At 30.9% G+C, this 25,687-nt stretch carries 23 protein-coding genes, 1 tRNA gene and 1 rRNA gene; 11 read left to right on the top strand and 14 right to left on the bottom strand.

Features of this window, described 5'->3' with window-relative positions:
• The first annotated feature begins 6 nt into the window (after positions 1-6).
• Together ACNG5D_RS12230 and ACNG5D_RS12225 are read left to right on the top strand one after the other, a co-directional pair.
• Positions 7-573 carry a C40 family peptidase gene (locus tag ACNG5D_RS12230; protein WP_418183812.1) on the top strand — a complete coding sequence of 189 codons (567 nt, stop codon included), beginning with the start codon at positions 7-9 and terminating at the stop codon, positions 571-573.
• 24 nt (positions 574-597) lie between these two features.
• Positions 598-2,637 (top strand): ComEC/Rec2 family competence protein, encoded by a 2,040-nt coding sequence (locus ACNG5D_RS12225; RefSeq protein WP_418183811.1) that lies wholly within the window; start codon positions 598-600, stop codon positions 2,635-2,637.
• A gap of 4 nt (positions 2,638-2,641) precedes the next feature.
• Here the strand turns inward: ACNG5D_RS12225 and ACNG5D_RS12220 are convergent, their stop codons facing one another.
• From ACNG5D_RS12220 to ACNG5D_RS12200, 5 genes are all read right to left on the bottom strand, one after another.
• Positions 2,642-3,112, bottom strand: a complete 471-nt coding sequence (locus tag ACNG5D_RS12220; RefSeq protein WP_418183810.1) for a thioredoxin family protein — start codon at positions 3,110-3,112, stop codon at positions 2,642-2,644.
• A gap of 16 nt (positions 3,113-3,128) precedes the next feature.
• Positions 3,129-3,677: a thioredoxin family protein gene (locus tag ACNG5D_RS12215; RefSeq protein ID WP_418183809.1), complete on the bottom strand. Its 549-nt coding sequence runs from the start codon at positions 3,675-3,677 to the stop codon at positions 3,129-3,131.
• Between the two features lie 88 nt (positions 3,678-3,765).
• The gene (locus tag ACNG5D_RS12210) at positions 3,766-5,508 is read right to left on the bottom strand and encodes a peptide MFS transporter (RefSeq protein WP_418183808.1); all 1,743 of its coding nucleotides are present in this window, start codon (positions 5,506-5,508) and stop codon (positions 3,766-3,768) included.
• A gap of 37 nt (positions 5,509-5,545) precedes the next feature.
• On the bottom strand, positions 5,546-7,048 hold the full coding sequence (locus ACNG5D_RS12205) for a peptide MFS transporter (RefSeq protein ID WP_418183807.1): 1,503 nt from the start codon (positions 7,046-7,048) through the stop codon (positions 5,546-5,548).
• Between the two features lie 4 nt (positions 7,049-7,052).
• Positions 7,053-9,290 carry a S9 family peptidase gene (locus tag ACNG5D_RS12200; RefSeq protein ID WP_418183806.1) on the bottom strand — a complete coding sequence of 746 codons (2,238 nt, stop codon included), beginning with the start codon at positions 9,288-9,290 and terminating at the stop codon, positions 7,053-7,055.
• 241 nt (positions 9,291-9,531) lie between these two features.
• Between ACNG5D_RS12200 and ACNG5D_RS12195 the strand changes: the two genes are divergently transcribed.
• Positions 9,532-10,860: a hydroxymethylglutaryl-CoA reductase, degradative gene (locus ACNG5D_RS12195; RefSeq protein WP_418183805.1), complete on the top strand. Its 1,329-nt coding sequence runs from the start codon at positions 9,532-9,534 to the stop codon at positions 10,858-10,860.
• A complete protein-coding gene (locus ACNG5D_RS12190; RefSeq protein ID WP_418183804.1) occupies positions 10,850-11,746 on the top strand; it encodes a GYDIA family GHMP kinase in 897 nt (298 codons plus the stop codon). Before ACNG5D_RS12195 ends, ACNG5D_RS12190 begins: the two co-directional genes overlap by 11 nt.
• Before the next feature lie 74 nt (positions 11,747-11,820).
• Here the strand turns inward: ACNG5D_RS12190 and ACNG5D_RS12185 are convergent, their stop codons facing one another.
• The 7 genes from ACNG5D_RS12185 to ACNG5D_RS12155 form a co-directional block, all read right to left on the bottom strand.
• Positions 11,821-13,950 (bottom strand): peptidylprolyl isomerase, encoded by a 2,130-nt coding sequence (locus tag ACNG5D_RS12185; RefSeq protein WP_418183803.1) that lies wholly within the window; start codon positions 13,948-13,950, stop codon positions 11,821-11,823.
• 130 nt (positions 13,951-14,080) lie between these two features.
• Positions 14,081-15,370 (bottom strand): hemolysin family protein, encoded by a 1,290-nt coding sequence (locus tag ACNG5D_RS12180; protein ID WP_418183802.1) that lies wholly within the window; start codon positions 15,368-15,370, stop codon positions 14,081-14,083.
• A 3-nt stretch (positions 15,371-15,373) separates the two neighbouring features.
• On the bottom strand, positions 15,374-15,565 hold the full coding sequence (locus ACNG5D_RS12175; protein WP_418183801.1) for a hypothetical protein: 192 nt from the start codon (positions 15,563-15,565) through the stop codon (positions 15,374-15,376).
• A 53-nt stretch (positions 15,566-15,618) separates the two neighbouring features.
• Positions 15,619-16,173 (bottom strand): LPS export ABC transporter periplasmic protein LptC, encoded by a 555-nt coding sequence (gene lptC, locus ACNG5D_RS12170; protein ID WP_418183800.1) that lies wholly within the window; start codon positions 16,171-16,173, stop codon positions 15,619-15,621.
• Entirely contained in the window at positions 16,173-17,555 is a 1,383-nt protein-coding gene (locus ACNG5D_RS12165) for a tetratricopeptide repeat protein (RefSeq protein ID WP_418183799.1), read from the bottom strand. Before ACNG5D_RS12165 ends, lptC begins: the two co-directional genes overlap by 1 nt.
• A gap of 19 nt (positions 17,556-17,574) precedes the next feature.
• Positions 17,575-18,891: a hypothetical protein gene (locus ACNG5D_RS12160; protein WP_418183798.1), complete on the bottom strand. Its 1,317-nt coding sequence runs from the start codon at positions 18,889-18,891 to the stop codon at positions 17,575-17,577.
• Positions 18,888-19,616, bottom strand: coding sequence for a type III pantothenate kinase (locus ACNG5D_RS12155; protein ID WP_418183797.1), 729 nt, complete (start codon positions 19,614-19,616; stop codon positions 18,888-18,890). Before ACNG5D_RS12155 ends, ACNG5D_RS12160 begins: the two co-directional genes overlap by 4 nt.
• 185 nt (positions 19,617-19,801) lie before the next feature.
• Between ACNG5D_RS12155 and ACNG5D_RS12150 the strand changes: the two genes are divergently transcribed.
• Positions 19,802-19,874: transfer RNA gene (locus ACNG5D_RS12150), tRNA-Phe, on the top strand.
• A gap of 130 nt (positions 19,875-20,004) precedes the next feature.
• Here ACNG5D_RS12150 and ACNG5D_RS12145 read toward each other — a convergent pair.
• Complete coding sequence (locus ACNG5D_RS12145) at positions 20,005-20,385, bottom strand: Fur family transcriptional regulator (protein ID WP_418183796.1); 381 nt, start codon at positions 20,383-20,385, stop codon at positions 20,005-20,007.
• Positions 20,386-20,470: 85 nt separating this feature from the next.
• Between ACNG5D_RS12145 and ACNG5D_RS12140 the strand changes: the two genes are divergently transcribed.
• The 6 genes from ACNG5D_RS12140 to ACNG5D_RS12115 are packed head-to-tail and all read left to right on the top strand — an operon-like array spanning position 20,471 to position 25,433.
• Positions 20,471-20,878 (top strand): MerC domain-containing protein, encoded by a 408-nt coding sequence (locus ACNG5D_RS12140; protein WP_418183795.1) that lies wholly within the window; start codon positions 20,471-20,473, stop codon positions 20,876-20,878.
• On the top strand, positions 20,871-21,533 hold the full coding sequence (gene folE / locus ACNG5D_RS12135; protein ID WP_418183794.1) for a GTP cyclohydrolase I FolE: 663 nt from the start codon (positions 20,871-20,873) through the stop codon (positions 21,531-21,533). The genes ACNG5D_RS12140 and folE overlap by 8 nt, the downstream gene beginning before the upstream one ends.
• 2 nt (positions 21,534-21,535) lie before the next feature.
• On the top strand, positions 21,536-22,753 hold the full coding sequence (locus tag ACNG5D_RS12130; protein ID WP_418183793.1) for a GTP-binding protein: 1,218 nt from the start codon (positions 21,536-21,538) through the stop codon (positions 22,751-22,753).
• Positions 22,754-22,785: 32 nt separating this feature from the next.
• Positions 22,786-23,262, top strand: coding sequence for a hypothetical protein (locus ACNG5D_RS12125; protein ID WP_418183792.1), 477 nt, complete (start codon positions 22,786-22,788; stop codon positions 23,260-23,262).
• Positions 23,262-23,756 carry a hypothetical protein gene (locus tag ACNG5D_RS12120; RefSeq protein ID WP_418183791.1) on the top strand — a complete coding sequence of 165 codons (495 nt, stop codon included), beginning with the start codon at positions 23,262-23,264 and terminating at the stop codon, positions 23,754-23,756. The genes ACNG5D_RS12125 and ACNG5D_RS12120 overlap by 1 nt, the downstream gene beginning before the upstream one ends.
• Before the next feature lie 6 nt (positions 23,757-23,762).
• Positions 23,763-25,433 carry a PhoX family protein gene (locus ACNG5D_RS12115; RefSeq protein WP_418183790.1) on the top strand — a complete coding sequence of 557 codons (1,671 nt, stop codon included), beginning with the start codon at positions 23,763-23,765 and terminating at the stop codon, positions 25,431-25,433.
• A gap of 164 nt (positions 25,434-25,597) precedes the next feature.
• Here ACNG5D_RS12115 and rrf read toward each other — a convergent pair.
• A 5S ribosomal RNA gene (rrf, locus tag ACNG5D_RS12110) occupies positions 25,598-25,687 on the bottom strand; the annotation flags it as partial.

Raw genomic sequence — 25,687 nt, 5'->3', positions numbered from 1 at the left:
TTTTTAATGTATAGAATTATAATAATCTTACTTCTATTTTTAAGTTTTAGTAGCTGTAAATCAACAAAACGCGCTAAAAACAAAAAAGCTTCAAGCACAAAAATTATAACTAAAAAAAATAAACAAAAAACACCTATAAACAAGAAAGAAGATAATAAAACTACTGCTTTTAAAGCAAGCCCTACCAAATCGAAAGCTCAAAACATTATAGATTATGCTAAACAATTTAAAGGTGTTCGCTATAAGTGGGGAGGCACAACTAAGTCTGGCATGGATTGTTCTGGATTAGTATACGAGTCTTTTAAATTTTCAAATATTATACTTCCCAGAATTTCAAGAGACATGGCTAAAAAAGGCCATAAAATTAAACTTAACAAAGTATTAAAAGGCGACTTACTTTTTTTTAAAACAGGTAACAGAAGAAACTCTATAAACCATGTTGGGCTAATTATTGATATTAGAGATAACGATATTAAATTTATTCATTCTACAACAAGCAAAGGGGTTATTATATCTGGGCTTAATGAAACCTATTGGTTAAAAGCTTTTTATGAAGCTAGAAGAGTTTTATAAGATTATTTTATATCTTACCTGAGTATGAAATTACTCAATTTCCCCATTATAAAATTAACGTTTTGTCTCGTTTTCGGGATTGGTATTGGGTATTTAATTAAAATTCCGCTACACGCATCAATAACAACAACAACATTACTATTAGCTATTTTATTTGCTTTATATTTAATTTCAAGAAAACAATTTTTTAAGTCTGTTTGGTTTGGAACAATAACATATTTAGTTACCATTTCTTTAGGTATTTTAACAACCAACTTTCATAACCCCAAAAATTTTTATAGCCATTACACAAATATTATTTCTAAGGATAATAACCCTACATTAACAATTACTTTTAAAATTCGCGAAGTATTAAAACCTAGTGCTTATCACAACAAATATGTTGTTGATTTATTACAAATTAACACTTATAAAGTAACAGGAAAAACACTTTTAAACATAAAAAAAGATTCTTTAAAACCTACTTTAAAGATAGACGATGTTTTTATTAGCAGAACAAACTTTACTAATGTAAACAATCCACTAAACCCGCATCAATTTAATTACAAAAACTATTTAGACAAAAAATATATTTACCATCAGATTTTTGCAACTAAAGCACATTTATTAAGCGTAAAATCTAACATAAAAACACTTTTAGGCTTTGCTAACAATATTAGGCAACATATTAACAAAAAACTAAAGCCTTATCGCTTTAAACCCGACGAAATATCGATAATAAACGCACTTTTATTAGGGCAACGCCAAGACATAAGTGAAGATGTTTACACAAACTACACCAATGCAGGAGCCATACACATTTTAGCGGTTTCAGGACTTCATGTAGGTGTTATTCTATTACTATTAAATTACATTTTTAAACCATTAGAACGCCTTAAATATGGTATAATAATAAAAACCATACTACTTGTTTCTATTTTATGGGGGTTTGCCTTAATAGCAGGACTATCGGCTTCGGTTACACGAGCTGTTACCATGTTTAGTATTGTTGCTTTAGCATTAAACCTTAACAGACCAACAAATATTTACAACACCCTAGCCATTAGTATGTTTTTTATATTACTTTTTAAACCTTTATTTTTATTTGATGTAGGTTTTCAACTTAGTTATTTGGCTGTTTTTGCAATTGTTAGCATAGACCCTTTATTATATAAACTTTGGAAACCAAAATACTGGATTTTAAATAAATTATGGCACACATTTACTGTAACCATTTCTGCTCAATTAGGTATACTTCCTTTAAGTCTATTTTATTTTCATCAATTTCCAGGATTGTTTTTTATATCCAATTTAGTTATCATTCCATTATTAGGCGTTATTTTAGGACTTGGCATTCTTGTTATTTTGTTAGCTCTCATTAACGTTTTACCACAAATTGGAGCAGACATTTACGGCCACATAATAAGCTACATGAATGGCTTTATTGGTTGGGTAGCAAAACAAGAGGCTTTTTTGTTACACGATATTCCTTTTAACTTTTTACAAGTTCTAGCTACTTATTTAATGATAATATGCTTTTTAAAGCTATTTATTAAAAGAAATTACAAAAACCTTAAGCTGTTTTTAATAACTATTTTTATTATTCAAGGCGTGTTTATTTTTAATAAATTTAATAGGGCACCTAACGAGTTTATTGTATTTCATAAAAGCAGATTTAGTCTTTTAGCAAACAAAACCAATAACATGCTTATAGTGGCTGATGATTTTGACAGTATTACTAAAAAAACAAACACCTTAATTACCAATTATCGCGTAGGAAACAATATAAATAAAATTAAAAACGAAACTATATCGTCGCTATATCAATTTAATAACAATTACTTATTAGTAATAGATAGTTTAAGCACCTATAATTTAAGCTCTCTTAAGCCTCGCTATGTTTTATTAAGGCAATCTCCTAAAATTAATTTAAACCGATTGATTGATTCTATTAACCCCAAACAAATTATTGCAGATGGCAGCAATTATAAATCTTATACAGAACGTTGGGAACAAGTTTGTAAAAAAAGAAAACTCCCTTTTCATCAAACTAGTAAAAAGGGAGCTTTTATTATAAAATATTAAATTTTTAAATGACCCGTTTTACAATATTATTAGCCACTTCTAGCCATTTACTTGCTCCACCTCTAACATAACCCGTTTTTCCTAGGTTATTTAAATTCATTCTTCCATCAGGTAATTTTTCTGGACTAACAAAGTGTACGGCAGGGTAGCCTCTTACTTTAAACATGCTTTGTAATTGCATATTTTGGGCTTTAATTTTTTCATCTTGAGGGGTTCTTCTAGGAAAATCTAGCTCTACTAGAACTAAATTATTGGACCATTTTTCAAATTCTGAAGTTTTAAAAACTTCGCTTTGCAATTTTTTACACCAACCACACCAGTCTGACCCTGTAAAAAACAACATTACTTTTTTGTTTTCTTTAATAGCAACTTCAAGAGCAGTATTAACATCTGTATACCAAGTTAGCCGTTCTTGAGAAAAGCTATAACCTGATATTAGTACACATAAAGTAAGTGTTATTATAATTTTTTTCATTTTTATATTTTTTGCTCTACCCTTTAAATTCTGGTTTAAATGCCTTATAATACTCGTTAAATTTTTCTTGAGTATCTAATATTTTGTGGTCGTCTTTATTAAACATCTTCAAATACAACTCTATCTGCAAAGGTGTTTTATAGCCTTTAAGAGGAAAGATCATACTTCCGTTTTCATCTAAAAAAACAATGGTTGGAAATGCTTTAATCTGGAAATACCGCGATAATTCATGAGCGGAATTTCTTCTATTTGATAAGTTCGGATTATAATTTGGATTCGTAAATGTTTTACCGTTAAAGTTAATCTCATCATTCCCTTCCGCATTAAACTTAACAGCATAATAATGTTTATTTACATAGTTTGCCACATCTTTATTCTGAAAAGTATTTTTATCTAACATTTTACATGGACCACACCAATTGGTATAAACATCCATCATTATTTTTTTTGGTGTTTTCTTTTGAAGCTCAACAGCTTCTTCAAGCGATATCCAATTAATTTGTTGTGCTGAAGCCTTTAAATTTATAAAAGTTATTGCTAACACTAATAATATTGTATTTTTCATAATTAACTAAGTTGCAAAAGTTGTTCCGAACTTACAAAAAAAGCTCCTAATTAGGAGCTTTTTGAATATTTTTTAACTATTTATTCGATTAACGCACACCGTGCATTAGCTTTTTTATAATAGGCTGAAATAAAATAGACACAACTCCAACTACAACCGAAACAATGGTTAAAATCCAAAAGAAGTAACTAATTCCGTTTTCATTAGCTATTTTATCTACATTTTCTCCAAAAACACCTGCGCCTTTCATTCCTATAGCAATAGCTAAATACCAAACCCCAAACATAAAAGCAATCATTCTTGCTGGCACAAGCTTACTAACATAAGATAATCCAACAGGAGAGATACATAATTCTCCCATAGTATGAAATAAGTAAACTAAAACAAGCCAAATGATACTTACTGAAGCCGTTTTTGCTCCGGGTTCAATTCCCATAGCCCCAAAAGCTACACAAGCCATTCCTAAAGCAAGAAGAAACATACCTATACCATATTTTCCATTGGCCGATGGATTATATTTACTCTCCCACCATTTTGAGAATAATGGCGCTAAAGTTATTATATATAATGAATTTAAACTCGCAAACCATGAAGCAGGAATTTCTAAATTATCGTCTTTAAACTGATTAATTAACATCCAAATAGCAATAGCCCAAACAATAATAAAACTGATGCTTAACACCACATTTGCCCACTTGTATTTAGCAAAAGTTTGCTTAAACAACAAATACAAAACCCAAGTTATAATTCCTAATGGTATAACTACCATACAGGAATTTACTATTCTAAAAATGGTAGCAGACGATCCGTCTAAAGTCCTATCTGTATAATCATTTGCGAATATGGTTAAAGACCCAGGAGCCTGCTCGAAAATAGCCCAAAAGAAAACAGAAAGTATAGCAAAAAATGTTACTGCTATTAATTTATCTCTAGTAATTTTAGAATACTGTGTAAATCTATAAATTAGCAACACTAGAAACAACCCTAAGGCTGTTAAAATGGCTATATTATTACCATTTTCGCCTAGGAAAGAAAACACATTTATATTGCCTCCAGAAATGGTTGTTGCTGGGGCATTTAGTATCCATAATAAACCTAACAATACCATAACAAGAATTAGACCTAATTGCCATGATGTAAAAGGCACTCGTTTATCTTTATCGAGTGCTTGAATAGAGTTTGCATCATCTTTTTTAGGTTTTAAACCAATGTTTCCAAATATATTTTGAGACAACCAAAACTGCACCAAACCAAAAAGCATAAATATTCCAGCTAAACCAAAACCTAAGCTCCAACCTATTTGTTCGCCTAAATAGCCACATAAAATAATACCAATAAATGAACCAGCATTAACACCCATATAAAAAATAGTATATGCACCATCTTTTTTCTGCGGCCTATCTTTATACATTTCTGATATAATAGATGTCATGTTAGGCTTAAAGAAACCATTGCCTAAAATTAACAGACCAAGCCCTAAATATATAGACCATTCGGTTTCAAAAGCCATTGAAGCATGTCCCATAGTCATTAACAACGCTCCTACTAACACAGCATACCTAAAGCCAATTAACTTATCGGCAAAATAACCTCCCATCATGGTTGACAAATAAACCAAACCAACATAAGAACCAAATAAAGCCATTGCATGTTCTCGTGGCCACCCCCAGCCTTCATCAAGTAATGATGCTGTTAAAAACAACACCAATAATGATCGCATTCCGTAATACGAAAAACGCTCCCACATTTCTGTAAAAAATAACACAAATAATCCTGATGGATGACCTAAAACGGTGCTTTTAAAAAATTGATCTGTTGTATTCTCTGCCATAATATTTAGTTATAATCTTGAAATTAGTTTATTAATTTTAATGTACTTTACCCATTAACTTTTTCATTAATGGAGAAAAAGCTACAACAATTAATCCTGCTCCTAATGCGTATTTAGCAATTAACATAAAACCATCGGTATATATTGTTAAAGTGTCTAAACCTCCTACATTAGCATCTGTACTTTCTACGGCTAATTGTTCAGATATAAAGCCAACTATTTGAAATGCATAGGCAGATGACAAAAACCAAACACCCATCATAAAAGCCACTACATTTTTTGGTGATAAATCTGTAATTTTAGACAATCCAACAGGCGACATAAATAACTCGCCAATAGAAATTATAAAATACATAATAAATAAATATGCAAATGGAACCATACCGTTTGCATCTGCACTAGCGCCACTTTGTGCTAAAATATAAAAACTGGCACCTGCTAAAACTAACCCTAAACCAAATTTATAAGGTGTTCTTGGGTTTAAATTCTTTTTTGCTAAATACGCCCATAACAAAGAAATTGGTATTGCTAAAATAATTATAAACATAGAGTTTAATGCATTAGTCTGGCTCGCATTCATTATACCACTTAAATCTACATTTCTTGATGCAAACAATGTTATTACGCTACCAGAAAGCTCATGAAAACCCCAAAATAGAGTCATAAAAAACGTAATTAAAACTGCCATAAATAGTTTTTTACGAGCAGTATTATCTAACTTAATCATGATGTAAACAATGTATCCTAAAACACCAAAGCCAATAAATTTAAATATAAAACCAACGTAGTTTTGTTGCCATGCAGAAAGTAAGTATGCTATTAAAGGGGCGCTTAAAAATGCTATAATAGGAATAAGTGTTTTTTGTGGAACTCCCAAAATCTTTTTTTCATAAACCTCTATGCTTGGCGGCAAGCCTCTATCTCCAAACACATTCTTTTTTATTCCACTCCAAAAGAATATTAAGCCTGTTAACATGCCTATACCAGCTAGACCAAATCCATAATGCCAACCATATTTAGCAGCTAACCACCCACATAAAAGCGGTGCTACAAACCCTCCAATATTAATTCCCATATAGAATATGGTAAAACCAGAATCTTTTCTAACATCGCCATCTTCATACAAAGATCCCACAAAAGTTGAAATATTTGGTTTAAAAAACCCATTACCTACAACAATTAGTGCTAATGCCAAAAAGAAAGCTATATTATTTTCGATAGCTAAAACAAAATGTCCTAATGCCATTAAAACACCTCCTAAAAAAATAGAGCTACGCATACCTAATATTTTATCGGAAATTTGCCCTCCAATAACCGTAGATGCGTACACCAAAGAACCGTAAGAAGCATATACAACTGCTGTTGCTGCGTCTCGCTCAACTATAGCTTTAAAAATTTCTTGCACCATGTATAGCGTAAGTAAAGCACGCATACCATAGAAACTAAAACGTTCCCATAACTCGGCAAAGAATAAATAAAACAGGCCTTTAGGGTGCCCAAACATTTGAGGTTCTTCTTTAGTTAAAATAGTTTTCGACATATTTTTATCCTTTAATTTTTACTTCTTCTTTAACTTTAGTTGGTTTTTCTTTTTCAATTTTATCTCCCAATGTTTCATGAATAAAATGAGTCATTTTTTTATATAAATGCAATCTTGTATTGCCTCCATAAATACCATGGTTTTTGTCTGGATATACAGCCCAATCAAACTGTTTATCGGCTTGAATTAAAGCTTCTGCTAATCGCATTGTGTTTTGCAAATGTACATTATCATCACCCGAGCCATGCACTAATAGGAAATCGCCTTTTAATTTTTCTACATGATTTATTGGAGAATTATCGTCATAACCACTAGCATTTTCTTGAGGCGTGGTCATATAACGTTCTGTATAAATAGAATCGTAAAAACGCCAACTGCTTACTGGAGCTACAGCAATGGCCATTTTAAAAACATCGTTACCTTTAAACAAGCAATTGCTACTCATAAAACCACCAAAACTCCAACCCCAAATCCCCATTCGGCTAGCATCAATATAAGGTAATTCGCCTAGCTGTTTAGCGGCTTGAATTTGGTCTTCTACTTCGTATTTTCCTAATTGGTTTTGTGTTATCTTTTTAAAATTGGCTCCTTTAAAACCTGTTCCTCTTCCATCTACACAAGCTATTATATAGCCTTGTTGTGCTAAATGTTGGTACCAATAATCGTTAGCACTATTCCATCGGTTAGCAACTTGCTGCGATCCAGGCCCAGAATATTGATACATTAATAATGGATATTTTTTTGATGCATCAAAATTTGCAGGTTTTATCATCCACATGTTTAAATCGTTACCATTTACATGAATGGTGCTAAACTCTTTTTTCGATGTTACATAATCTGAAAGTCTTTGTGCTGCTTTATCGTTATCTTTTATACTTTTTATTAAATTCCCTGATAAGGAGCTGTTTAAAGTATATTCTGGAGGTGTTGTTGCGCTAGAAAATGTATTTATAAAAAATGAAAAATCGGCACTAAAAGATGCATTATTTGTGCCATCGCTTTTAGTTAGTCGCTTTTTATTTCTTCCGTTTAGTTTTATAGAATATACATCTCTATTTATTGAGCCATTTTCTACAGATTGGTAAAATATGGTATTATTTTTTTTATCGTAACCATAGTAATTAGTTACCTCCCAATTTCCTTTAGTTACTTGATTAATTAATTGTCCAGTTTCATTGTAATGATAAATATGATTGTAACCATCTTTTTCGCTTGTCCAAATAAAACTATTATCGTCTAAAAAAGTTAAATTATCTGTTACATCAACATAAGCTTGATCTTTTTCTGCTAAAATTAAATTTGATGTATTTGTTTTTGCATTTACCATCCATAAGTCTAATTCGCTTTGGTGCCTATTCATGTATTGAGCACTTAAAACATTGGGATTGTTAGTCCATTTTATTCTAGGAATATAAAAGTCTTGATATGCTTTATCAACTTTAACGGCATTGGTTTTATTTTCATTTAAATTATAAATATGAAGCGATACTTCAGAATTTGCTTCACCAGCTTTAGGGTATTTAAACACTTGCTGCGTTTGGTAAAGTTCTGTACCATAAACATCCATAGAAAATTCTGGTACATTAGTTTCATCAAAACGGATAAATGCTATTTTATTACTATCTACATTCCAATCAAAAGCGCGTACAAAGCCAAATTCCTCTTCGTATACCCAATCGGTTATACCATTAATAATTTTATTTTTTTCACCATCGGTTGTTATTTGGGTAATTGTTTCAGAATTTAAATCTTTAACATAAAGGTTATTTTCTTTAACAAAGGCTACTTTTTGTCCATCTGGAGACAATGTAGGTTCTTGAATTTTCTCTTCAGATATTAAGTTTAATGTAGCATTATTTACATTATACACATAATAGTTACCTAATACGGAGTGTCTATAAATTGCTGTTTCATTGGTTGCTAAAATCACTTGTTGCTCGTCTTTACTAAATATATAATTAGTAAAATAAGGTATGGCCTCTAAATTTGCAGAGCTTACCAATGTTTTTACCTTTTGCAAGGTTTTATAATCGTATATATCTATTGAAGTACTTCGCGTTTCTCTATCGAAATTTAAAACCGAGTATTGTTGGCCATTCTTCATAGAGTGTAAAGCATCCATACGCTCTGTTCTAAAAGTGCCATTTTTCCATATATCTTCTAACGTAATTGTACTTGTTTGTGCAGAAATAATTGTAGTTACAAAAAGGCAAATGTAAAGGGAGAATTTTATTTTTTTCATGTAATTATGTTGGTTGTTTTTAAAACTTTAAAAAACATCTAATTAACTATGTTTCAGCATAAAAAAATTAGTCAATTATAGACGTTTTGTTTAAAAAAGTACTTATTTCATAAAATGATGTCAAGTTTACTAAAAATTATGCAAAAAACCCTATTTATTAACACTTAAATAACTTGGTTTGCTTCCTAGTGTTAAATATTCATACCAAGAATAGTATCTTTGCGTTGCAAAATTGAATACTATGAGCAAAACTATTGCTGGCTTTTCTAAATTATCGAAATCAAAAAAAATTGATTGGATTGTTGACACCTATTTTTCTAATGCCCAAGATGCTAAAGATATTTTAAAGCAATATTGGAATACAAATAACAAACTCCAACAATTACATGATGAGTTTATAGAAAACACCATAACTAATTATTACTTACCGCTAGGCGTAGCACCCAACTTTTTAATAAACGACAAACTTTACACCATACCTATGGCTATTGAAGAAAGTTCGGTTGTTGCGGCTGCTAGTAAAGCTGCAAAATTTTGGTTAGAACGTGGAGGCTTTAAAACCCAAGTTATTTCTACCACTAAAATTGGGCAAGTACATTTTAATTATAAAGGCGATTTTAATAAATTAAAACAGTTTTTTATAGCAGTAAAACCTAAGCTTATTAAAGATACCAAAACCATTACAAAAAACATGCAAAAACGTGGCGGAGGTATTATTGATATAGAGTTAAAAGATAAAACAACAGAAATTGACAACTACTATCAGCTACATGCTTCTTTTGAAACGTTAGATGCCATGGGAGCCAATTTTATTAATTCTTGCTTAGAGCAATTTGCCAAGACATTAAAAAGTGAAGCATTAACTTTTAGCTTATTTACTAATGAAGAAAAAAAATTAGATATTATAATGAGTATTTTATCTAATTACGTTCCAGATTGTTTGGTTCGTGCAGAAGTAAGCTGCCCTGTTGATGATTTAAGTGAAAATGAAACAATAACCGGAAAAGATTTTGCCAACAAATTTATACAAGCTGTAAATATTGCAGAAGTAGAACCATATAGAGCCGTTACTCATAATAAAGGTATAATGAATGGTATAGATGCTGTTGTATTAGCTACAGGAAACGACTTTAGAGCTGTTGAAGCTGGCGTACATGCATATGCATCAAGAAAAGGGCAATACAGTAGTTTAACACATGCTAAAATTGAAAACGGAACATTTACTTTTTGGTTAGAAATACCGTTAGCCTTAGGTACAGTAGGTGGTTTAACAGGCTTACACCCATTAGTAAAATTAGCTTTAGAGTTATTACACAAGCCATCGGCTAAAGAGCTTATGCAAATAGTTGCTGTTGCTGGATTAGCTCAAAATTTTGCTGCTTTACGATCGTTAACAACAACAGGTATCCAGCAAGGACACATGAAAATGCATTTAATGAATATATTAAACCAGTTTAATGCTAATAATGAAGAAAAACGGATATTAATTGAACATTTTAAAAGTATTCCTGTATCGCATAGCGCTGTGGTAGAAGCTATAAATAAATTAAGAGTTACAAGTGAAAAATAAAACGTTTTACAGCCACGGAAAACTTTTACTTTCTGGCGAGTATGTTGTACTAGATGGTGCTATTTCGTTAGCAGTTCCAACTAAATATGGGCAATCGCTAAATGTTTCACCTTCACAAGAACACAAATTCTCATGGAAAAGTTTTGATGAGCCCAAGGACATTTGGTTTGAAGATAATTTTGGTCTTGATGATAACTCGACAAACGATATAACACAACGTTTAATTAAAATATTAAATACTGCAAAAATTTTAAATCCTGAGTTTTTAAAAGATTCCTGTGGTTTTAATGTTGAAACTCATTTAGAATTTCCAAAAAACTGGGGTTTAGGTACATCATCTACGCTTATTAACAATGTCGCAAAATGGGCCAACGTTAATGCCTACAAGCTACTTGAAAACACTTTTGGAGGTAGTGGCTACGATATTGCTTGCGCTCAAAACAACACGCCTATTACCTATAAACTAAACCATAACAAACCAGAAATAAAAACCATCAACTTTAACCCTCAATTTAAAGAGCATATATATTTTGTTCATTTAAATAAAAAGCAAAACAGTAGAGATGGTATTAAACACTACCATAAAAACAAAGCAAATATACCATCTGCTATTAACTCTATAAATTCAATTACTTTAAAAATGATTGATTGTAAATTGCTTGAAGTGTTTCAAAATTTAATAACCGAACATGAAAGCATAATAGCTAACATAACCAAACAAACCCCGATTAAGGATTTACTTTTTGCAGACTTTAATGGTGCTATAAAAAGTTTAGGAGCTTGGGGAGGCGATTTTATTATGGTAGTATCAAAAAACAGCCCTAACGATTACTTTAATACAAAAGGCTACAAAACAGTCATATCATACAAGCATATGGTTTTGTAAACTACACAAACCTTTAAACATAAAAAAAGAGCTTTATTTAAAGCTCTTTTTTTTATACCTATTCTTTTTTTACTCTACTGCACTTGAGTAGTAGCTCTATTATCTTCTATATCTGCAGCAGCTTTTAATGCATTGTATAATTTTGAATTTACAGTTGCAGCTTTTTGCTGTTCTACTCTATTGGCAGCAGCTTGATAATTATCTAGCTCAACAGCTGGTGTAACCTTAGTTACCTGAACCATATAAACACCATTTGTTCCATCTATTAATCCAGATGTTTCTCCTTCATTTAAACCAAATGCTGCACCTACTACTAGAGGTTCTCTTCCGCCTCCAGATATTGTTGGGTTTTTCATGCTTATACCATTAGAGGTTCTTACATTAGTGTTTTCTGCAGTTGCTAAATCGTCTAAAGTACTTACAGAAACTCTATCTCTTATTAATTTTGCTTTTTTCTCTTTTCTAATTATTGGTAATACTCTTGCTGTTGCATCATCTGCAGACATTAAGCCTGCTTTATGTTTTGCTACTAGCTGCGCTATTACATAACCATTTGTTACATTAAAACGCTTAATATCTCCTATTTCAGCATCTTCTTCAAAAGCCCAACGTACTATTGGTCTTTGGTTTCCAACACCAGGAATATTTTCATCTAAAACTTTAATACCATTTACTGGGCGCAATGTGTATTTATTTTCTTTTGCTAATGCTTCAAAATCTCCTTTTCCGGCATTAATCTCAAAGTTTGAAGCATCTCTAAATACTTTATCTGTAGTTGCTTCTGAAGGTTCAATTTTTCTTGAAATAGTACCTACTTGAACGGCTTTAGTTTTATTTTTTTGCCCTTCAACTTCAATAATATGAAACCCAAATACTGTTTTAACAACACCTAAATCTCCTGTTTTTCCTTCAAATTCGAAATCATTAAATTCTGGAACCATTGTATTGTATGGATGCCAATCGTAACGTCCTCCTTTTTCAACACTTCCTTGATCTGATGAGAATGCTTTAACAAATTCTGGAAATTTAGAGCGGTTTCTTTTAAGTATAGTTAATAAGCTATCTGCTTTTACTTTAGCTTCTGCCTCTGTAGCTGTTACATCTGGTGCTGCGCTTTGAGCGCCTTGAAAAGGAATTAAAATGTGTCTTACCTTTGCAGAGTCTGGTATTTGTTTAACAGCAATTACTTTTGTTACTTTAAAAGCTCCATCGTGTTTGTATGGACCATAAACTTCACCTTCGTTTAAATTATAAATAGCTTCGGCTGCTTCGGTTGGCAAGCTAGATTTAAATACAAAACGTTTATCAAATTTTATATCTGAACCTGCAATGGAGTTTATATACTCTTCATTGTTTTTCACTTTAGAAAAAGCAATAATAGTATCTTTTCTTCCTCTTTCATCAACTAATTGACCATTAACATAGGTGTTTAATTCTGTTTTAATAGCATTTTCATCATCAATTGAAGCTACTTCTTTAAACTCAACAAAACGAATATCTCTTGAAGCTTCTACTTCAAATTGTTTTTTATGGTTATTAATATAGTTTGTAATATCAGATTTTGATACTTGTACTGTACTATCAGGAATTGTAGAGAAATTAACTTGAACATATTTAATATCTACTTTATTTCCTTCTAATTCATGATCTAATTTACCTTCGGCAAGTGTTCCTGTTAAACCAGCTTTTACCATATTAAAGTAGTTTTGGTTTAATGCGTTTGATGCAACTTGCTTTTCGTAATTCACCCAACTTTCGAAACCTGCAGGCGATGTTTCTTTTAAGTTAGCTATGTATTCGTTCATTTTATTTTCATCAAAAATACCAGCTTCGTTTAAGAAGTTTTGGTTTGTTGCCAATGAGGTTTTAAGTAAATCTCTCATTTGGTCTTTCTCAACAGATATCTCTAACTCATCAAATTGAGTTTCCATAACGGCTTGTCTTACTTCTTGTTCCCAAACTCTATTCATAACTTGAGTACTCGTAGCATTTGGTCCCATTTGTCTTTGTAGCTGTTCTACTTTTTGCATAAAATCTTCTCGAGTAAGATCTTTACCATTAATAGTTGCTACTATATTTTGCGACTTAGATGTTAATGCATCGCTATTTTTAAATAAATCTGCTAATACAAAAGAAAATAGCGCTAATGCTATAATTAGTATTAAGAATAGTGAACGTTGTCTTATCTTATTTAAAACTGCCATTTGTTAATTTAATTTTTAATATCCTTTGTTGGAATTGCTTGTTTAGTTTGTGCCAATGTAATAAACTGACAAAAATATCGTGCGCGAAAATACCATTTTCTATTCAATAATAAAAGTAGAACTTTGTATTTTAATCTTCCTCTAACACTTTAACTTCTACAAGGTCTATTTTAGTGTTAGATACTTCTAAAATTGTAAATTGAAATGTATTAATTTGAACGATATCGTTTTGAGTAGGTATCTCTTCGGTATGGTTTACAATTAAGCCTCCAAGTGTTTCGTAATTTTCGCTATCTGGAAGATTTATTTTATAGGTTTCATTAATATAATCGACTTCTAATCTTGCCGAAAATTTATACACATCATTATCTAGCGTTTCTTCTATTAAATCGACAGAGTCATGTTCGTCTTCAATTTCTCCAAATAGTTCTTCAACAATATCTTCAACAGTCATTATACCCGAAGTTCCTCCATATTCATCTAAAACAACAGCTATACTTCTTCGTTTTTTGGTTAGAATATTTAATACGTCTTTTACAAGTACTGTTTCTGGAACAAACTCTACTGGGGTTAGCATAGACTTAATGCTTTTTCTTTTTTTAAATAACTCGAAAGAATGAACATAGCCCACAATATCGTCAATAGTATCTTTATAAACCAGTATTTTAGTTCTTCCAGATTCAGTAAATAAGGCGTTTAACGATTTTACTGAGTCTTTAATTTCTACAGCTATAATTTCTGTACGTGGCACCATAACCTCGCGGGCTTTTACTTCTGAAAATTCTAAAGCGTTTTGAAAAATTTGTATTTCGGTATCTACTTCATCTTGCTCTTCAACAGATTCCATTTGTTCGCTTATATAATTTCCTAACTCTACTTTTGTAAATGCAAGTTGTATTTGATCGCCTTCGGTTTTAAAAAACACTTTTAATACAAAATCTGAAATCCAAATTACAAAATCTGAAATAAAAGTAAATAACATATAAAACATATAGGCCGGAATAGCTAATGCTTTTATAAGTGTATTAGCATAAATTTGAAAAAATACTTTTGGTAAAAACTCTGCAGTAATTAATATAACAAATGTTGATATTATGGTTTGACTTAGCAGACTTAAATCGGTTAATAAATAATCTAAAAACGGATATGAAGTAGGTAATAAAGATTGAAACCAATTAACCAACAAATCGCCCATAAAAAACCCATAAATTACTAATGCAATATTGTTGCCAATAAGCATTGTGGTAATAAATTTTGAAGGTTTAGCGGTAAGTTTTGTTAATGCTTTAGCAAGTATGCCGTCTTGTTTTTTTTCAATTTCTATATGAATTTTATTTGACGATACATAAGCTATTTCCATCCCTGAGAAAAAAGCCGAGAGTATTAATGATACAATTATGATTATTACATAAATGCTCATTTATTAAGAGTTATCTTTGTTTTCAATTTTTTTACTAAATTTTCTTCTAAAAAAATACATAAAAATAGCTAAAGCAGCTAATCCTAAAGAAATGTAAGCACCATTGGTGCCATTACCCCATTTTGAAATACCATCGTATATAAATAGTACAGCAAAAACCAAATAGGCGTATTGAAAAATCTTAGTATATTTCATTTATAAAATTGAATTTTAAGAGTATAAAGATACTTAAATTTGATTGATAAAAATTAATCTTCCAAAGTAATTATACCTGTTACCTCAAGAACTTCGGCATTTGTAAATTCTGAATTTGAATCAAAACCATTGCCATTTATAATGTCTTGATCGGTTTTAAAACTTACTGGTTTGTTTGTAGATAACCATTCTTTTTTCTGATCGTAAAATAATTGATCGGTTTTTAAAACCCTATTATCATAAGTTGTAATAACAACATTGTCTTGCATATCAATTAAATCGGTATTGGTGTAAACATAAGCATTATCTGCCACTACCGTGCTTTTTTTGTTTTCCTTATCGTAAATATATAAGGTAACACCATCTGTAAATTGATGAAAAGGAAAATCTCTGTTAGAATAATCTAACATTTTGGTACTTATTAAATTTGCTGAAACACGCCCAGAGTCTGTATATTTTACATTAATGTTGTAATCTATCCCTATAGGTTCGTTTTCTGAAATACCTATTTTTTGTACCTGTTTAAAACTATCATTACATGAAAAAAACATAGTCACAATAAATATTGTGACTATGTTAAATGTTATATTTAATATACTTTTTTTCATTAAATGCTTGGCACCGTTACAGATGCTCCTATCCAACAACCTATTTTTATAGTTTGTCCTGCTCTACCAGAACTAAATATTTCTGATTTTTGTGGCGCTTTTGCATTGTAATTAGCAACCGATTGAGATGCAGCCTTGCTTAAAGTAGGATCTACTCTAGCTGCTTTTCTAGCTTCGGCAGCTGCTAACCAATATACGGCTCTTTTATCAAAATTGCTATCGCCACAGTTATTTGCGCTTTTTGCATACATAGCAGCAATTGCTATATAAGGACGTCCGTTAGATGGGTTAAGTTTTAAAGCTTCTCTATAATAACTTCTTGCTTTACCATAACTACCTCTTGCTTTTAATTTAGTAGCAATTCTGTAATATAATTTAGATTTTTTAAAGCTATCTGTTTCTAAGCTTATAGCTTGCTCAAAGAATGAAATTGCGCCGCTTGTATCGCCATCTTTATCTTTTAATAAACCAAGATAGTAAGCAGAATTTGCAGATGGGCTTATGTTATGGTAAGCGTTTACTAACTCGAAAAATAGAGGGTCGTCTGTACATTCTTTTTGCGACATTTTACCTGCTGCTCTTTGCAACCAAACTGCGTTACCTTTATTAGCTTCAAAATCTTTTCTGTATAATGGAATAAGGTTTTCGCAATTTGCTCTATCTCCTAATTTACCATCAATACTTCCTGATATTTGATCGTAAGCTTTCAAATAACTTTCGTAATACTTTTTATACTTACCTTCTTTTTTTGTTAAAGCTGTACCTGCAGCTTCTTTTTCTATAAGTTTATTTAGTTTTCCTGAAAAGCTGTTTACTTCGTCTTCTACTTTTTCAAATACATCATCATATTTGTTAAATAAATCTGCTGCTGGTTTCTTACCTGCGTCATATAAATCTACCATTAAAGAAAAGTAAGTATATAAACTTTTTGGGTTTGTAAAAGTTTTTTTATCTGCTTGATAAGCTTCATCAAAACTATTGTATAACTCTTCATTAGTTTTATTTAACTCTTTTCTGTTATCATACATTAATTGAGCGGCTTGCGCAGCATATTTTCCTTTTGGCGTTTTACTAGCAAAATGCTCTGCACGTTGCTCCCATAACTTTAAAAGGTCGTTTATATATGCAATTTTATCGGCTCCAGTTGCTTTATCTATTTTATGTCCTAAAATCTTTTCTCCGTCAACATATATGGCATTGTTAAATTTTGGGCATTTATTTCTTACAGCCATCCAAGGCTCGTAAGCAGCATCGTAGTTTTTAGCTTTTGTATATTCATGGAATATAGAAAGCTTTGTCATACATTCTTCATCTTGTTGAGCAAAACTTGTGTTAAACCCAATAAATAAAAAAGCTAGTAATAATGTAATTTTTGTTTTCATGATAATAATTTTGTCCTGTTTAATCATACTTTCGTTTCTGGAACCATCTATCGTTCAAAGATAAACTTAATTGTAAACTAATAAAATTCTCTTGAATTAAATTGCTGTTTTTTGTTCCGCGTTGTCCAATTTCAAAACCTAAATTTGCATTAGATAATAATCTTGCGTCTCCAACTGGTATACCTACTCCAAAAGATATGCCAAACTCTTTTATTGACTCTCCATTTATATTTAATCCTGTTTCTTCGGTTCTAAAACCTGCTCTGTAAACCATTCGTTTTAAGTAGTTTCTAAACGAATTGTATTGTGGTATATAAAAACCTCCTATTGCAAAAGAATAAGCGTCTTCATACTTAATTTCTGTATTATTACTAAATAGGTCGTTTGAGAATTTACTGGTTTTTAAAAAAGTAGTTTCTGCTCCTACAAACCATTTTCTAGGCTCTCCAATACCTGCTCCAAAAGAAAGTTTTGAAGGTAAAATTAAATCGGTTTCTTTTAAACCTAAAGATTCTAAATCGCCATCAATAGTATTTCTTATACCTTCAGACCCGCTAGAGCTTATTGTTACTGTTGATATAGAACGTTCATTTTTAGATGTTAACACACTTTCTGGCGAGTAAGTTACACTAGAAACGAGTTCTAATTTATTTTTAAGCATCGTTTTATACGATAGCCCAAAATTTAAGTTTAAACCACTTAAATCTGATCTATTATTTTCTTTTGATTGGTAATTTATTGGAATTCCATCAGAGTATTGATAGTTAATTATATCGTTTTGAATATTACCGAAGTTATACTGAAAATCGACACCAACACTTAAACCTTTAGCTAATTGATAACCAAAACCTAGAAAAGCTTTATTAAGTCCTCCCTCTCCTTCAAACCTGTTTTCTATATTATCACTATCATCCGAAACTAACGTTTCTAATTTATAACCAACAGATGTGTAAGGCATTAACCCAAAACCAAAGCCAACTTTACCAATAGGAATACTAACAGCTAAATAATCAAATGTAGATGATGATGCTTTATCGTTTCCAGAGTTACTTTTTAAATTAGTGCTGGTATAACTTCCTCCAACAGCAAATTTAACAGGTCTGCTTTCTTTGCCCCATATTTCTAGGTTTTCACCTGCGTACGATGCTGGGTTTCTTAAATTAACATGAATACTATCGTTATAGATACTCAAACCTCCCATACTACGGTTCTCTACAGTACCTTTAAATTTTAAACTTCCAATACCATAAAAAGAATAAGGAGAAGTTGTTCCTTGTTGTCCATAACCGTAAATCGCAATTGTTGCAATAAAAACTAATACAAGTTTTTTTATCATTCGTTTGAGTTAAATTGTAAAATAAAGTTTAATCCCTCTAATAGAAAATTAGGATTGGCAAATATGCTACTTTTTAATTGTTTTGACAAGAATTTAGTATCTCCGCCTGTTAAAATTACTGTTAAATCTGAATATTTAAGTTTATATGATTGTATAATGCCCTCTATTTCGTTTAAAACACCAAAAACTACCCCAGAGTGAATAGACTCATTTGTTGAATCTCCTATAATATTTTTAGGCATTGTTGTATTTAATAACGGTAAATTAGCTGTTAAATTATTTAGAGATTTGTAGCGAGTACGAATTCCTGGTGAAATGGCGCCTCCTAAATATTCGTTTTTATTATTTATAAAGTCGTAGGTTATGCATGTACCAGCGTCAATAATAAGTACATTTTTACTTGAAAATTCTCTTATAGAAGCACATACTAAAGCAATTCTGTCGACACCTAAGGTTTTTGGTGTTTTATAAAGGTTTTTAAAAGGTATGTTTGTATTAGCATTTAATATTGTTGTATTAAACAAGCCTTCTATTTCTTTTATTTCTTTCTTTTTAAGTCGCCCTACAGAAGATATGATAGCTTTATGTATAGTATTTTTTTTATTAATATCTTTTATTCCATTTATAACTTCATCTATTTTAACAGATTTTTTATAACACAACTCATTATTTTTAAAAACAGCAAGTTTTACAAAAGAGTTTCCTACGTCTATTATTAAATTCATAATTCTAAAAAAGGTATAAAACTACAAAATATCTTTTTTTAAACCATCTTACATATAAGCTATATTATTAATTTTAAATAAGTTATTTTAAAATTAACACCTATTTAAAATATTTAGTGTAAAATTTTATAAATTTCTCTTGGCGAATTACAAAATTGAATATATATTTGCAACCGCTTTGGCGAGGTACCTTAGCTCAGTTGGTAGAGCAAAGGACTGAAAATCCTTGTGTCCCTGGTTCGATTCCTGGAGGTACCACTTAAAAAACCTGTAATTCTTTAAACAAGAAATTGCAGGTTTTTTGCTTTAAAATATTTAATCTTGATTCTATTCAATATTATTTATTAATAAAAATAATCTAGATCTACCTTATTTATTATCATAAAATTTATTCATAGCAAGCTTCACACTTCCCTTCAATTAATATTTGTGAAGCTGTTACTTCTCTATTAGGTATTTTAGGAATGTTTAACTCTACAGATAAACATTCAATTTTGCCACAATCTGTACATTGAAAATGCGGATGTGTATCAATATGTTTAGTCTTTGAACACCCATTACATTTAGCGTACCATGTAATACCTGTCTTATCTAAAAAAGAATGTAAAGTGCCATCATCTTTAAGTTTATCTAAAACACGATAAATAGTAGTTTTATTTATTTTAGAATCTAACCGTTTTATAAGCTCAATAACAGAGATAGCATTTGATGTTTCCTCAAATTCGTTTAACAACAACTTTACTGATGCTGTTTGCCTTACAATACCCATAATAATAAATTTAAAATTGAACCAAGTTGCAATAACAAATATAATAATTATATTTGCAACTAAGTTGCATTAAGTAAATTGTCAAATGAAATTAGCATTAAACAAACCAGACTTCTTTGGTGCCTTAGCAAGTACACTTTGCTTAATACATTGCCTTGCTACACCATTTATATTTATTGCTCAAGCATGTTCTATAAATGATGGTTGTGCAAATTCACCAATATGGTGGCAAAGTTTAGACTATTTATTTTTGGCAATATCGTTTATAGCTATATACCTATCAACTCAAAAATCATCCAATAAAATAATAGCAGCTGCACTATGGGCTAGTTGGACATTATTAGTGATAATTATACTAAATGAGAAAATAGCCTTTTTTGAGCTACCTGAATATTACACATACGCATCGGCAATTTTATTAACTGGTTTACACCTATATAACTTAAAATACTGCCAATGTAAAACCAAAAATTGTTGTGTTAAAAATGAATAAAGAGCAAATTGAAATAATAGGCAATAATCATATAACTACAAGCATAGAAACCCCTATGCTAGCTGATGCATTTAAGAAGTCTGATGATGAAAAAATAAAAAACATACAATACCATTTTAAAAAAATAATGGAAGAATTGGGTTTAGATTTAACAGATGATAGTTTATCGGGCACACCCTATCGTTTTGCTAAAATGTATGTAAAAGAATTATTTTATGGCTTAAACCCCAAAAACAAGCCTAAACTTTCTACTTTCAAAAATAAATATAAGTATAAAAAAATATTAGTAGAACAATATATTAATATAGATTCTGCATGCGAGCATCATTTTTTACCCATTACAGGATACGCACACATTGGCTACATACCTAGCAAAAAAGTAATTGGATTGTCTAAAATTAATAGACTAGTCGATTATTATTCGCACAGACCTCAAGTGCAAGAACGTCTTTCTATACAAATTCTAAAAGACCTACAAAACACATTACAAACCAACAACGTAATTGTTATGATTTTGGCTAAGCATTTATGTGTATCCTCAAGAGGAATTAAAGATAAAAATAGTTACACAACTACTCTTGAATACGGTGGATGCTTTAATAAAAAAACTGCTCGAAATGAATTTTTAAAAATAATTAGCAATCAAAAAATTTAATAATGATTAATAAAAAACTACCAGTAACCGTTTTAAGTGGCTTCTTAGGTGCTGGAAAAACAACCTTACTTAACCATATTCTGCACAACAAACAAGGCTTAAAAGTAGCTGTTATTGTTAATGATATGAGCGAAATAAATGTCGATGCAGATTTAGTAAAAAGTGAAAACACACTATCTAGAACAGAAGAAAAGCTGGTAGAAATGAGTAATGGTTGCATTTGCTGTACACTACGAGAAGATTTAATGGTAGAAGTAGAACGGTTGGCAAAAGAAAATAGATTTGACTATTTGCTTATTGAAAGTACAGGCATTAGCGAACCCATTCCTGTTGCACAAACCTTCTCGTTTATTGATTCTGAAAATGATATTGATTTATCCCGCTTCAGTTATGTAGACACCATGGTAACTGTTGTAGATGCTTTTAACTTTTTTAAAGACTTTGGCAGCCCAGAAACTTTAATAGACAGAGCATTAACCAACATAGAAGGAGACTACCGTACAATAGTAAATTTATTAACAGATCAAATTGAATTTGCCAATGTAATCGTTTTAAATAAAACAGACCTGGTTACCCAGCAAAATTTAGCAATTTTAAAAGCAACCATACATAAATTAAACCCTGTTGCCAAAATTATTGAGTCATCATTTAGCAAAGTAAATCCAAAAGAAATATTAAACACAAAACTGTTCGACTTTGAGCAAGCAGAACAAAGTGCAGGCTGGATAGAAGAATTAAATAAAAAAGAACATACTCCCGAAACCGAAGAATATGGTATAAGCTCCTTTGTATACCGTAGTAAAAAACCATTCGACCCTGTTCGATTCTGGGCATATGTTCAACAAAAATTTCCAAATAACATTATACGTAGCAAAGGTCTATTCTGGATAGCTTCTCGACCAGAGCAAGCCTTAATTTGGGGGCAAGCAGGTGGCTCTTTAAGAGCAGATAGTGCTGGCGTTTGGTGGTCCAGCATGTCTTTTAGCCAAAGGTTTGAGCACCCAGCTTTTATTAATAATCAAAAAGAAATAGAAAGCGATTGGGATAGCACTTATGGCGACCGAAAAAATGAAATCGTATTCATTGGGCAAAATATGGATGAAGAACTCATAAAAACAAACCTTGATGCTTGTTTGTCTACCAATAAAGAGTTAGCTACTCTAAAATGGAAGAACGGGTACAATGACAGTTGGCCTGTTGAAAAAGCATACTCAATTTAAATTATAAATATTAATCATAAAACAAATAAGAAATGATAACAAAGCAAGAAGTATTGAATGCCCAAAAATTATGGGGAGATGGCGTAATAAAAATTGGCTCTTTAAAAGAGAATAGAGACGAATGTGAAGCGTTTACTAGTAGCTTTATTGATAATCGTTATGCTTTCGAAACAGGAAAAACTTTATTCAAACCAACGAGATGCGAAATTAAACAGTTTAGACCTACTAAAGCTAAAGCGTTGTCATATTTTATAGCAGGAAATGATAGGGTTTGCAATGAAGATAAAGGCTTTGCTATACAACCATGGACAAAAGTGCGATTTGAAAATTCAGATTTTATTTTAGAAAGAGACCATGCTATTGCAATGGGTAATTACTTTTTTACAGACTTACAAGGCAATGAAGCCAAGGTAGAATATACATTTGGTTATAAATTAATAAATGGAAATCTTAAAATTAATCTACACCATTCTTCATTTCCTTACACAAATCCAGATAATATAGCATAATGCGCAAAACACTATTCCTTTTATGCCCCACAGATGCTTTAGAGGTAACGATTAATAGAATATATAAATCTGAAAATTATTTCTATACCTCGTTAGGTAATTCTTTTAACCCTAATTCTAAAACAATAAAGCATCTAAAAGAAATAGTTGTAAAAAACTCTATAAAAGAAATAAATTTTGTCCTTTCAAAAGATAATCAAATCGTGCTAGATGCTATGAAAGGGCAATCTTTTTCTAATATTAAAGCATTACAAAAATTACATAAAGAAATTAATCATCATAAAAAAATATCTGAAATAACTTGGAAAACAGGTAACACCCCTTATTTAGTTCTGTCTTATTACTTAAATCAAAAAATAAAAGAATTACAAGTTAATTTAAACAAATTACCAGTTCAACCAGTAATTAAAGGCAAAATTTATACTAAACATAACAATATGTTAACCAATACCTACTCAAATTTACTTTGTTTAGAGAAATTTTATTTCAATTAAAATCTTATGGAATACAGTAGAAGAGAATTTATCTCATTTTTAGGAAAGGCAAGCTTAGGAACATTAATTATACCGCCTTTTTTAATAGGCTGCGCTAGCACAGCATCTGCTGTAAAAATCAAAAAACTATCTAACCAACGGATAAAACAATTAAAAAATGTCACTTTAAAAAACATTTTACCTTCAAGCAAAGATGATTTAATACTTACAGAAGGTTTAAACCACCACATTATAATAAAATGGGGCGATAAAATTAATAATACTGACACATTTGGCTTTAATAATGATTTTACATGCTTTATACCTTTAGATAAAAACAATCCAAAAGATGGACTACTTTGGGTAAATCATGAATATATAAACCCGTTGTTCGTATCAGACTATAATTACCGAAACAAGAATGCCACAAGAACTAAAAAACAAATAGATATAGAAATGTATAATGTTGGTGGTAGTATTGTACGAATTAAAGAAGAAAATGGGGTTTGGAATGTAGTTAAAAATGATCCTCATAACAGGCGCATTACAGCCAAAACCCCAATTAAACTTAATTGGGATACACCTATAAAAGAAAAAACTACTGCAATTGGAACACTTGCAAATTGCTCTGGAGGCATTACACCATGGCACACCTTTTTAACCTGCGAAGAAAATTATGATGGCTTCTATGGTGAAACCATTTATGATAAAGAAAATAATCCTAGCCATGTAAAAAGTACACAATACAATTGGGATAATTTTTACAATTATCCGCCAGAACATTATGGTTGGGTTGTTGAAGTAAACCCAAAAAACGGAAATACTCAAAAACATGTTGCTTTAGGCCGCTTTGCTCATGAGTGTTGTACATTATATCAACTAAACGACAAACGCGTTGTTGCTTACTCAGGCGACGATGCTAATAACGAACATTTATATAAATTTATATCCTCAAAACCTAATTCTTTAAAAGAAGGTACATTATATGTTGCAGATACTATAAACGGGAAGTGGTTAGCTCTAGACTGGGAAAATAACCCCTTATTAAAATCTAAATTTAAAAATCAAACCGAAGTATTAATAAGAACCCGAGAAGCTGCCAAATTATTAGGAGCTACAGAACTAAATCGACCAGAAGATATCGAAATAGATCCTATAACTGGTCATATATTAGTCTCATTAACAAATAACACAAAAAAAGGAGATTATCACGGTTCTATTTTAAAAATTAAAGAGAAAAATGGAGCATTTGATGCTTTAAACTTTAAAGCATCAACTTACAAAGCTGGAGGTGAAGAAAATGGATTTTCATGTCCAGATAATTTAGCTTTTGATTTATCTGGTAACTTATGGTTAACTTCAGACATGTCTGGGAGTAAAATGAATAAAAAAGGAAGCCCTTACATGCCATACAAGAACAATAGTTTGTTTGTAATTCCTAGATACGGAAAAGATGCAGGTAAGGTTATAAGAGTGGCATCTGCACCAAAAGACGCAGAATTAACAGGGCCTTGGTTTTCACCAGATGGGAAAACTTTATTTTTAAGTGTACAACATCCAGGCGAACAAACAAAAGATATTGACAACCCTACTAGTACTTGGCCTTTCGATGGGAGCAATACCCCTAAACCCGCTGTTATTGCAATTACTGGAGATTTAATTGAGAAAATGAATTATTTAAATCAAATAGAAGGCTAAATAATTTACGACACGTCCTAGTAAGACACAATGAAATTTAAATAAATAATAAGGCTATAATACGGTATCCAGAAGATACTATTTAGCAATAGGTTCTAAAATCATATAAAAGGATTTAAAAAAGGGCAAAAAAAATCCCGACTCTAAATTAGAATCGGGATTGAAAAAGGCAACGACCTACTCTCCCACAAATGTAGTACCATCGGCGCAAATGGGCTTAACTTCTCTGTTCGGAATGGTAAGAGGTGAGCCCC

This window comes from Algibacter ulvanivorans, from assembly GCF_048381495.1.
GTDB classification, from domain to species: Bacteria; Bacteroidota; Bacteroidia; order Flavobacteriales; family Flavobacteriaceae; genus Algibacter_B; species Algibacter_B ulvanivorans.
The sequence above is the reverse complement of the archived record's forward strand: the minus strand, read 5'-3'. Positions and strand labels throughout refer to the sequence as shown.